The organism is Streptomyces sp. H27-H1 (assembly GCF_026627445.1).
GTDB lineage: Bacteria > Actinomycetota > Actinomycetes > Streptomycetales > Streptomycetaceae > Streptomyces.
The window spans coordinates 1-9,982 of the sequence record NZ_JAPNLJ010000098.1; the positions used below are offsets into that span (position 1 = coordinate 1).

The following is a 9,982-nucleotide window of genomic DNA, read 5'->3' on the forward strand; positions in this document are numbered from 1 at the left end:
TCGGATACGCCGGTCTCTCCATATCCGCACAACATCACTCACATCCCGGCCAGCACGTCAGTACATCGAACGACCACACGATCGAGCGATCTCGAAACATGAATAAAGGGACTTAATGTCCTCTGAGGCAGAGCATGCACACCCATCCGCCAACAGGAATCGCACACGACAACAAACGCACGGATAGCTCAGCCGACTCACCCTCAGTCGAGCTCAGCTGCAGACAGCATGCCTCCTGCACTCCCCCGCCTCAGGCCGCTACGGGATCAGCCATCTCGTTGCCTGTCCTTCCTGCCCAGTGAGGGCGCCCAGCGCCCGAGCGGTGCACCGGCGACCGTTAGGGAGCTGGGGCAGGGCATGAAGGGGAGCGGGTCCAGGGCGCTAAAGCGCCTGGCGAGGGGGGTCTGGGGGGCGAGTAGCCCCCCATGCTGCGGCCGGTCCAGCGCGGCCAGGCGCTGGCGGGGTCCAGGGGCTGGCCCCTGGGATTCACCACCCGCACTCGATCAAGTACAAGATGGCTATGTCGATGAGTGAGAAAGGTGTCTGTTTAGCGCTTGTGGGACGCCCAGTGGCCGGAGCCGCGCAAGAAACACCGTTCCGAGACGACCGCCTGGACCCTTGCAAGCGGATCATCGAGGCCTTCCTGCAGGCGGACCTGGACCCGCCAACGAAGCGGAAGCACACTGCGAAGCGGATCTTCAACCGTCTGGTCGAGGAGCACGGCGCCTACGAGATCTCGTATCAGAAGGTCCGCTCTTACATCGCCGGCCGCCGCAAGCAGATCCTCCTGCTGGTCGGCCGGGGCCCCGATTCGGTACTCATTCCGCAGTCGCACATCCCCAGCGCGGAGGCGGAAGCAGAGGTCGACTTCGGCGACCTGCCGAGCTCCTCTTCCAGGTTCTGACGGAACGGGAGGAGAAGAACAGCGTGGCGATCGCCGCGAACGAATCGTTCGGAAAAGCGCACATGTTCCAGCGAACCTGTGCCAGGCGGTACCGAAACGTCACGGGTTGGGCTTGGAGAGCCACATCGGGCCGTACGACTGCGTGAAGTCTTCGGCTACTTCGTGTGTGGCGGGGTCGTCGGTGTCCAGGGCGCAGTGCACGAGCTGGCCGAGGAGGTTCCAGGCTTCGATATGGGCGAGGAGCTCGGCGAGACGCCGGTACTCGTCATCGTCGGCCGAGTCGAGTCGCTCCAAAATGAGCGGCTCGAGCAGCGGTACGAGGTGGTTGTGTGGGATGCGGTCGATGGCCTGTCGGGCGGTCAGAGCCCACCCGTGAGACAGGGAGAGGCCGACAAGGTCGCCTAGCAGAGCCGGGGCGTCATCGGGGAGTGCCGCGAGGAAGTCGAGGGCGGCGCTCTGTTGCCATGATCCTGCTCCCGCGGTCAGCGCGGCTTTGAGGAGCCCTGGTCTGTCGTGGGCCTTTTGGTAGAAGTCGGCTTGGCGGCGGTGCATTTCCCGCTTGGCCTTGATGAATGCCTTCCAGAGCTCGTCGTCGGATAGTGGGGTGCTCATGGGTTTTTCTCCGTCAGGGTGTCGGGGAGCCGTGTCCGGTCGACGTGGTCGGCGAGATAGATCATGACGCCTTTGGGTTCCATGCCAAGGGCCGCGGCGACGAGTTTGGGATCCAGGACGTTTACCAGGTCGGCGAGGCGGGTGCATCGCAGGGTCCTGGGCGGGATGCCGCAGGGGTCCAAGCCGTGGCTGATATAGGCGGTCGCCGCCGGCGCCCGACCGGTCTTGGTGATCCGGGTGACCACGACGTGGGGGTTGTCGGTGCGCTGGTTCTCGCGGTAGGCCACACATCGTTGCAGACCCGACCAGCTGGCCGGGTCCAGCGGCACCGGATGCGGGCGTTTCCCCAGGCGGACGGTGCGGTCGGCCGGCTCGATGTCGTCCACGCGCAGGAGCCGGACTTCTCGGCTGGAGGCCGCGTGTAGGAGGGCCAGGATGCCGAGCAGAGCTTCGTGGGGGCGCGCGTCGATGGCGGTGGTCCAGCGGCGGAAGAGTTCGCGCTGTTGGCCGACGGCCACGGTGGTGCCCCTGAATCCGGACGGCCCTTTCGCCTGCACTCCCCGGGTGGGATCGGCGAGCAGGACTTTGCGGGAGCGGGCGAAGCGGAAGGACTGCCGCAACACGATCAGTCGGCGCTGGCGGGCCTTGGGCCTCATCGCCAGGAACGCTTCGACGTCGTGGACGTCGGCCAGGGCCCAGTCCTGCTTGCCGCGCTGGTCGGAGAAGAAGATCGCGAGGTCGCGGACGATGGCCAGGGCCGCGTCAATGGTGGTGTCGGTACGGGGCAGGGCCCCGGCCCGCAAGGCGCGTTCACGTGCCCGCAGCAGTGATCCAGCGAACGTCCGGACCTGCGGTCGCAGGGGTGGTGGAGCGGCTTCGATGCGGCGTCGTCGGTGTCCGGCCGCGAGCCGGCCCGTGTGGTCGGCGGGCAGCGCCAGACCGCAGTGGGTGAAGAAGTCCTCCAGTGTGCAGGCGAGGGAACCCATCCAGCGGCTGGGCCGGCGGGCGCGGTCCAGCAGGGCCTGGGGGTGGTTGGGGTGTTCGTCCTGCAGCAGGCGGCCCAGCGTGCTGATCATCGTGCAGGCACACGGCTGGGGCAGTGCCGGGCGCCGAGGTGACCGGCGAAGTCACCCAGCCACGGCGGCGGGCCGTCGAGCCGTGCGGCCAGGTTCTCGGCGGCGATGAACGGGCGGCGATGAACGGGCGGTCGGGGTGTTTCTGCCAGCGGGCCGAGCACAGTCCCAGCCCGGCATGGCGTCGCACCTGGCCGCACCCGGCGCACTCGCGCGGCGGGTGTTTGGGCTGGCGGACACGCGAGCAGTGGCCGCACCCGCCGGTGCCGGCCTGTAGGAAGCCGGGCCGCTGGCAACGCGGGCAGGTCTGCTTGGGGGCAACTCGCCCGGCTTCACGCCGGCATGCCCCGCAACTGGTGGCGGTCGGCGATCGCACCGGTCGGCCGCAGATGGTGCAGGTCCGCGAGCAGGTGATGCACCGTCCGGTGTCGGCTTGCAGGACGCGTGGCTTCCCGCAGCCGGGGCAGGTCGCGCGGTCGGCTTGGTCCTTCATCCGGGCAGTGCAGTAGTGCTGCCGGTTGATGATCCCGACCGGGGCCCCGCAGCCGACGCAGTCCCGCTGCTTCTTGCTCATGATCCGTCCACGTCCCATCGCGTCAGATCGGCGGCATGGACCGGCCTCGGGCCGAGGCGGCCCGGGGCTGCTCTGCCATTGGTGGGGCGGGGGTGGCGGGGCGTTCGACGGGGGTGGTGTCGACCTCGATCAGGTCGTTGGGGGTGCACGCCAGCGCGGTGCACAACGCGGCCAGAGTCGACATCTTCACCTGGGAGGGTTTCTTGGTGAACAGGGCCGACACCGATGCGGACGACAGCTCCAGGTCGGCCTTCTCGGCCAGGGGCCGTCGCAGCTGGGCGCCGGTCCACACCTCGCGCTGGGCGGCAGCCATCCGTAGCTTCCACTTGATGTTCACGGCGTGGGGTCCTCTCCGGTGAGCTCGCCGAGTGTGCTGGTCACGGCACGTCGGTAGGCGGCGTCCTCGATGAACGTGGCCGAGGGCCGGACGTATCTCATGGTCCGGCTGACGGTCCAGTGACCGAGCATCTGTTGGATGGCCACCAGGTCCACCCCGCGTCGTAGTTGTGTGTTGCGCACGCCCGCCGCAGGGCATGCGGGCTGAACCGGTCGGCCGCCGGACGGCCTTCGAGTTCCATCAGATAACGCAGCCGGTTGCGGACGGTTCCCTGGTGGAGGTGGCCGCCGGACTCGTCCGCGAACAGTGCGGGCGAGTCGGGGAACTTGCCACGGACGTCGTCGAGGAACCAGCGCAGGACCAGGTCCAGGCGGTCGAGCATGGGCACCCAGCGCGGGCGAGGCCCGGAGGTATGGGCTCCTTTGCCGAAGCGCACGTGCAATTTCCCGAACGGGCCGCGGGTGAAGTGGACGTCCGGGCGGTCCAGGCGGGAGGCTTCCTCCGAGCGAAGGCCAGCGTGATACAGCGTCCGGAACAGCGCATAGTCGCGGGCGGCAGGGGCGTACTTGCGGGCGGTGGCGATACGGGCCTTGAGGAAGGCGAAGAACTCCTCCACCCGCTCCGGGGTCGGTGGCGGCAGCAGAGCTGGAGAGTCGTCGCCGACGTGCCGGGAAGCGTTGAATTCGTGAACCGGGCAGACCAGCCGGACCGCGAACGCAGCCTCGATCTCGGCGGCCTTCCGGGCCTGGAGGAACCGGTGGAAGCCCTTGAAGATCTGGACGTAACCACGGCGGGTGGACGGCGCCCGCCCGTCCACGGCCAGAGTTCCGACCACGCGGTCGACGTCCTCCGGCGTCACGTCCCACGCTGGCCGGCCAAGCGCTTTCAGCGTCCGCTTCAGCAAGCCGATGTCGTTGGCGACCGTCACCGGGCTGAAGCCGCTGGCCTGCCAGGACGCCACGAACGCCTCCACGCACAGCGCCTGGAACTCCCACGGATCCCAGGCAACGGGCACGTCGGGGACCGTCCGGCCCTCGATCACCCGCAGACGCAACTCCATCATCGGCCACAACTTCCTCGCACCTGACGAATGAAGGTAGTGCCTACGAAACCGTGCTGCCAGCGAGACAATCAAAGAGATACCCAGACCCTTGAAAGGGACAGGTCGCAGGGCAGACGTCCCTCACGGAACAAGTGCCAGCCCCAGTCGGCTGGGCGAAGACGTTCACCGACCCTCGGCTCTGCGCGGCCATCGTCGATCGCCTGACCTTCAGCGGCAACAACATCCAGACGGGAACCGAGTCCTACCGCCTCGCTCACACCAAGGCTCAGGCCGACCGGGCCGCGAGCTGAAGAGCAGGTCAGCCGCTCCAGGTCAGTGCGCTGACGGATCCCAAGCCGGGCCGCCGACGTCGAAGGCTTCGGCGGAGGTAAGGCCCTCCACGAACGCTCTGAAGTCCGCAGCCAGGGCAACCGAGTCCCCGTCCGGATCGAACCACATGACTGACGGCTCACCCGGCGGGCGCCGACCGGTCCGTGCTCACCGCCGAGGTCGGCCACCAGGAGTGGCTCAGGATCTCCAGGTGGGTCAAGGCGTCGAACCTGACGGACTACGACCCTAGGAACGATTCCGACGCCGTGGAGTACCCGCCGGTGATCCGCTTCCGGGAGCGGTGACCACCAGAAGTCGTTCTGTTCAGTGGCCGGAGTCGCCGGTCACGGCCGCGTGGATGATGGCCTGCACCGATCCGAGTGTCGCCCACAGCCGGCGCAGCTTACCGTCGGCCTCGTGACCGATGAAGTAGGCCTCGGTGAGCCCCTCGTTCCCGGGCTCGGTCAGAGGGCGTAGCGCCTGCGCGTAGGGCTGCAGGACTCGGGCGCAGTCGAGGTAGACGTCGATGAGGGCCAGCATTGGTGAGCCCTCTAGCCGCTGCCGCCAGGCCGGGAGGAGCTCCGTCTCGATGCGCGTCATCATGACGATCTCCACGATGAGGGCCTCGGCCGTATCGCGGGGCAGCGGCGCACCCCATTGATCGAGGGTCGTACCCACCTCCGCCCGCAGAAGCCGCAGGCCGCTCAAGATCTCGGCGCCGAGGACCTTCTCGTCATCGGTGGGTACCCAATCGCGGCGCATCAGCTGCTTCTCGACCTCGTGCGCCCGGTCATCATCGGCAATCGTCATCAGCCCACCGTACGGACCCCAGGTACGCGGCGGGGAACCGCCCACGACACTGCCCGGTGCCCGGTAGCGTCGGCCGCGAGGAAGAAGGGGGCGCTGTGGAGGAGTTCGCGCGCGTGCCGGGCACCGAGCGGGTACCGCTGTGCAGGGTCGACACCCAGGTCGCGGTCGGGCCGGGCGGGCTGATCAGAGTGATGGTGACCCGGTACATGCTGGACCAGCCCGGGCAGGGAGCCGACCCCGCGCCTGAACCTGCACTGCCTGGCGTGCGTCCCCAACCCGATGCCCCGCGGCCAGCGCGTCTCCGCCGATGTCATCGTCACCGATGCGGCGGACGAGCCACCGCTCCTCGCGGTGGACCGTTGGCAGAGTAAGGGTTTCGGCGTCACCGTGGTCACCGGCGACCGCACCGCACTCGTCGGCCTGGACATCTGGCAGGAGGAACGGCTGCTTGCCCGCGACCCGCTCCGGGCCGCCTACGAGAAGCAGGGAATGCTGCCGACGGACTACTTCCCGCTGCCACCCCCGGCTCCTGGAGCTCGTCGACACCACGGCCCCGACCACGTCCACCAGCTCCGCATCACGCCGGTTGGGCCATTTCAGGTGTGTACGCGACTGTTGAGGCCGTCGTGGCTGTCGGCGCTCTCCTCGTCGAACCAGTAGTCGCCGGCCGCGAGGTAGCGGAAGGAGTGCTCGCTCTTGCCGGGCAGGGCGACGGTGACCGCCCGGCTGCCGTCACTGCGCGGCGTGAGCGTGTGCGTGCCGGGCTGCCAGTCGTTGAAGTCGCCCACCACGCTGACCGGGCCGGGCGGGGTGCCGGCGGGCAGGACGAAGGTGACCTCTGTGCGGTCCTTGCGCGGTTTGCGTTCCAGCATGGCGGTGCACTCCTGACAGCAGGCGGGCGGGAGATCCCGCTCATCCTCGGCCACCTCAGGCACGGTCCGCATTCCGACGCAGCCGCCCCGTCTCGCGGCATCACCCATGCGCCACGATCCGTAGCAGAAATGGTGCGGACCGTAACTGTCCGTGTGAGCGTGGGAACGAGGAAATCCTCAACCCCCGCATCAAGAGGAGTCGCCGTTATGGGCGGTACGCAGGACAAGCGCCAGGAGCCGGGCAAGGGCCGCGAAGAGCAGCAGCGCCCACAGCGGCCCGGCCAGGACCCGGTCCACCCCCAGCAGCCGGGCCAGCCGTCGCGCGGCAAGAGCCCCGAGGAGACCAAGCGGCGCCGCGAGGACAACCCGCTCAACGAAGAGCGAGACCTGCCCGACGAAGAGCTCTAAAGCAGAGCAGCACCCCACGCACGCAGGGCCCGGCCGGTTCACAGTCACCCCGGCCGGGCTCTGTCACGTGCCGCCCGCCGCTGACCGGCAGGCAGGCCCGCCTGCTCCGCATCCGGCGAACGTCCGCAAAACGAGAGGTACGCCCGCGCAGCCGCCCTGGCCCGTGCCGACGGGTGGGCATGGGCGGAGGGCCGGGGGCGGACACGGCGTGGGCCCGAGACGACCGCCCGGAGCCCACGCCCAGCTGACCCGCGCCTCGGGATGCTGAGGGCAATACGCCGCCAGAATGCACACCGGCGTACCCCCGGCCCGGACGGCTCGCCGTACGGCGGCCAGTCATTGCCTCCCCGCAGGAAGCAGTCCCCCTCCGGGGAAGGGGCCGCGCAGCCGGCTGCTCGGCTAGGGCTACCTGGGTGAGCCCGGCCCCCGCCCGGTGACACCGTGCAGAAAAACTCGTTGATCACTTCTGCACGGCGAACGGGTTCGCCCGGGCCGGCCATCGCATCCCATGGCTGGCACATGGTCCCGAGCCGGAGGTAGACCGCCCGTGGCGGTGAACGGAAATCCCACCGTCAGAAGACGCCGGCTGGGCGCGGAGCTGCGCCGGCTCCGTCTGGCCAGTGGCCTGACAAGTACGCAGGTGGCAGAGCAACTGCTAATCTCCCAGCCCAAGATCAGCCACCTGGAGAACGGCCGCCGCGTCATCAAACCCCGCGACGTGCGGGACCTGTGCCGCCTTTACGGGGTGAGCGACCAGAAGGTCATCGACTCGTTGATGCGGGCGGCCGGCGAATCGAACCGTCAGGGCTGGTGGGTCGCCTTCGGCGAAGTCCCATACGCCGTCTACATCGGCCTGGAGACGGCAGCCCCCTCCATCCGCACCTACGAACCGCTGGTGATCCCCGGCCTGCTGCAAACCCCCGCCTACGCGGCCGCCGTCATCGCGGAAACGATCCCTCAGGCCACGCCCGAACAGATCGCCACGCGCCTACAGGTACGGCTGCGCCGCCAGCACCGGATCCACCACCCAGCCCGCGCCTTGCGCTTGGAGGTTGTGCTCGACGAATCAGCCCTGCGCCGTGTGGTCGCCAGCCCCGCCATCATGCGCGATCAGCTTGAGCACCTGAACTACCTCAGTACCCAGCCGTACATCACCCTGCAGGTCCTCCCACACGAGGCGGGAGCCCATCCGGGCATCTCGGGGCAGTTCTCCATCCTGCATTTCGCGGATGCTCCCGGGGCGGGGACGGTGTATCTGGAACGGCTGGATGCCCGCGTACTCGACCTGAGGCCCTGTGCGCCCATGGACGGTGACGGCGCCCAGGGTTGGTGGCCAGCCGCGACCGCAGGAGTAGTGCGCGGTCACGCCAGCATGGTCGAAGCGGTCCTCCTTCATGATCCACTCTCCAGGACCTTCCCACGACGGCCCGAAGGGATACCGGCCGTTTCGGGCAGCCGGCTCTTCGTCGAGCGCGGCAGCCACTTGCTGGGGCATCATGCCGAAGCTGAGAGGACCTATGCCTTCCAACGCGGTCCACGCCCAGTGCGGCCGCGCCTGCTGGCTTTTCACAGGCCACGTTCCGAGGTTCGGTTGGCGGTCGCGGTAGTCGCGCCAATAGGTGACCGGCTCGGAACCGAACGGGTCGCCGGCCAGCTAGGGGCCGACGAGTAGCGCGTGGGTGATCATCGTGTCCAACCGCTGTGTGTATCCCTCGGGCGCCAGCCCCTGCTCCTGTGTGGCGCCCATGGAGACTCCCCATGCCTCGATCTCAGGATCACCGTTCCAGTTAACTCGCAGGGAAGTCCCTTCGTGGCGTGCGAGGTTCTGAATGTTTGCCCGCACCTCGGACGGCATGCGGGCTATGAGGTTAATGCCCCGCACGTGTACCAGCGGTCAATCCATCGCGTCGACCGCTACGGCGACCAGCCCGTTGTCCTTGCCGTAGACCGCGGTCACTCCCCAGTCGGTGTAGTGGCCCCAGCCGATACCGCTGCCCAACCCCTCTGAGATGTGGGCGACCGCTCCATCCAGGGCAGACACCACATGATCGGGGTTCATCCCGAACCGCAACGGCCCCACTGCCACCAACGGCTCAAGCACCCACTCCACGCGCTCTCCGGGCTTCCTGTTCCACCAACCCAGGGCAACCCCATGGCTCCGAACATTCCCGACGCCTCTCGCCGGTGATCTTGCGGACCAACCTAGATGTGGCCGCCGACAACGCGGCGGCCAGGAGCAATTCACGTCGGGGGGGTCTGTACGGTCTTCGGTGTAACTCCCGATCATGGAAGTAGCACCTGATGAGCGACGTGACTGTCTCTGCTGAGGCGGTTGAAGAGGCCCGTCCGACCCAGTTGTCGGCGGACCTGCTGGACGATCAGTTGATCGGGCAGTTGGTCGACCGGGCCCGCGCGAGCGGCCTCCAACTCACGGGCGAGGGAGGGCTGCTGCAGCAGCTGACCAAGCGCGTGCTGGAGTCCGCCCTGGAAGGTGAGATCACCGACCACCTCGGCTATGAGAAGCACGACCCGGCCGGCGCCGGCAGCGGGAACTCCCGCAACGGGGTCCGGTCCAAGACCGTGCTGACCGATGTCGGGCCGGTCGAGATCGACGTGCCGAGGGACCGGGAGGGCAGCTTTGAGCCGCAGATCGTCAAGAAGCGCCAGCGGCGTCTGACCGGCGTGGACGAGATGGTTCTCTCGCTGTCCGCGCGGGGTCTGACGCACGGTGACATCTCCGCGCACCTGGCCGAGGTTTATGGGGCGAGCGTGTCCAAATCGACTATCTCGACCATCACCGACAAGGTCATGGATGGGATGGCCGAGTGGCAGAACCGGCCGTTGGACGCGGTCTACCCGGTGGTCTTCATCGACTGCGTGCACGTGAAGGTCCGGGTTCTGTCGACGATCTTGTGATCTGGACGGTTGAGCGGACCACACCGACTGTTCGCGATCATGCATCGCGTGCTCACGTGATGTGTTCCTGGAGCTGTTTCCGTACCTGTCCGCGCTACTGATCG

The 9,982-nt window shown here is 68.0% G+C and carries 11 protein-coding genes and 4 pseudogenes; 8 read left to right on the forward strand and 7 right to left on the reverse strand.

From position 1 onward, the window contains the following. Positions 1–556 precede the first annotated feature (556 nt). Both OTB20_RS41200 and OTB20_RS41205 read left to right on the forward strand, forming a co-directional pair. Positions 557–904 carry a hypothetical protein gene (locus tag OTB20_RS41200; protein ID WP_267825051.1) on the forward strand — a complete coding sequence of 116 codons (348 nt, stop codon included), beginning with the start codon at positions 557–559 and terminating at the stop codon, positions 902–904. Continuing rightward, positions 871–954 (forward strand): annotated as a pseudogene (locus OTB20_RS41205) (AAA family ATPase); the annotation flags it as partial. The gene OTB20_RS41200 and the pseudogene OTB20_RS41205, both read left to right, overlap by 34 nt. 49 nt (positions 955–1,003) lie before the next feature. Here OTB20_RS41205 and OTB20_RS41210 read toward each other — a convergent pair. The 4 genes from OTB20_RS41210 to OTB20_RS41225 form a co-directional block, all read right to left on the reverse strand. Then, entirely contained in the window at positions 1,004–1,516 is a 513-nt protein-coding gene (locus OTB20_RS41210) for a hypothetical protein (RefSeq protein WP_267825041.1), read from the reverse strand. Further along, positions 1,513–2,592, reverse strand: coding sequence for an integrase (locus OTB20_RS41215; RefSeq protein WP_267825042.1), 1,080 nt, complete (start codon positions 2,590–2,592; stop codon positions 1,513–1,515). The genes OTB20_RS41210 and OTB20_RS41215 overlap by 4 nt, the downstream gene beginning before the upstream one ends. Positions 2,593–3,185: 593 nt before the next feature. Continuing rightward, positions 3,186–3,500: a helix-turn-helix domain-containing protein gene (locus OTB20_RS41220; RefSeq protein ID WP_267825043.1), complete on the reverse strand. Its 315-nt coding sequence runs from the start codon at positions 3,498–3,500 to the stop codon at positions 3,186–3,188. Positions 3,501–3,597: 97 nt separating this feature from the next. Next, a complete protein-coding gene (locus tag OTB20_RS41225) occupies positions 3,598–4,563 on the reverse strand; it encodes a tyrosine-type recombinase/integrase (protein WP_267825044.1) in 966 nt (321 codons plus the stop codon). A 146-nt stretch (positions 4,564–4,709) separates the two neighbouring features. Here OTB20_RS41225 and OTB20_RS41230 point away from each other — a divergent pair. Both OTB20_RS41230 and OTB20_RS41235 read left to right on the forward strand, forming a co-directional pair. Beyond that, positions 4,710–4,853, forward strand: a pseudogene (locus tag OTB20_RS41230) (ATP-binding protein); the annotation flags it as partial. 183 nt (positions 4,854–5,036) lie between these two features. Next, positions 5,037–5,177: a hypothetical protein gene (locus OTB20_RS41235; protein WP_267825045.1), complete on the forward strand. Its 141-nt coding sequence runs from the start codon at positions 5,037–5,039 to the stop codon at positions 5,175–5,177. A 19-nt stretch (positions 5,178–5,196) separates the two neighbouring features. On the opposite strand, the gene OTB20_RS41240 is transcribed toward OTB20_RS41235, so the two are convergent. Beyond that, on the reverse strand, positions 5,197–5,682 hold the full coding sequence (locus OTB20_RS41240) for a hypothetical protein (protein ID WP_267825046.1): 486 nt from the start codon (positions 5,680–5,682) through the stop codon (positions 5,197–5,199). Between the two features lie 279 nt (positions 5,683–5,961). Here OTB20_RS41240 and OTB20_RS41245 point away from each other — a divergent pair, with 279 nt between their 5' ends. Next, the gene (locus tag OTB20_RS41245) at positions 5,962–6,342 is read left to right on the forward strand and encodes a hypothetical protein (RefSeq protein ID WP_267825047.1); all 381 of its coding nucleotides are present in this window, start codon (positions 5,962–5,964) and stop codon (positions 6,340–6,342) included. On the opposite strand, the gene OTB20_RS41250 is transcribed toward OTB20_RS41245, so the two are convergent. After that, positions 6,279–6,554, reverse strand: a complete 276-nt coding sequence (locus OTB20_RS41250; RefSeq protein WP_267825048.1) for an isoamylase early set domain-containing protein — start codon at positions 6,552–6,554, stop codon at positions 6,279–6,281. The two genes, OTB20_RS41245 and OTB20_RS41250, sit on opposite strands and share 64 nt — an antisense overlap. A 207-nt stretch (positions 6,555–6,761) precedes the next feature. Here OTB20_RS41250 and OTB20_RS41255 point away from each other — a divergent pair, with 207 nt between their 5' ends. Then, a complete protein-coding gene (locus tag OTB20_RS41255; RefSeq protein WP_267825049.1) occupies positions 6,762–6,962 on the forward strand; it encodes a hypothetical protein in 201 nt (66 codons plus the stop codon). A 547-nt stretch (positions 6,963–7,509) separates the two neighbouring features. Next, a pseudogene (locus tag OTB20_RS41260) lies at positions 7,510–8,226 on the forward strand (helix-turn-helix domain-containing protein); the annotation flags it as partial. Positions 8,227–8,856: 630 nt separating this feature from the next. Here the strand turns inward: OTB20_RS41260 and OTB20_RS41265 are convergent. Continuing rightward, a complete protein-coding gene (locus OTB20_RS41265) occupies positions 8,857–9,072 on the reverse strand; it encodes a hypothetical protein (protein ID WP_267825050.1) in 216 nt (71 codons plus the stop codon). A 200-nt stretch (positions 9,073–9,272) separates the two neighbouring features. Here OTB20_RS41265 and OTB20_RS41270 point away from each other — a divergent pair. Further along, a pseudogene (locus OTB20_RS41270) lies at positions 9,273–9,857 on the forward strand (IS256 family transposase); the annotation flags it as partial. Positions 9,858–9,982: the final 125 nt, after the last annotated feature.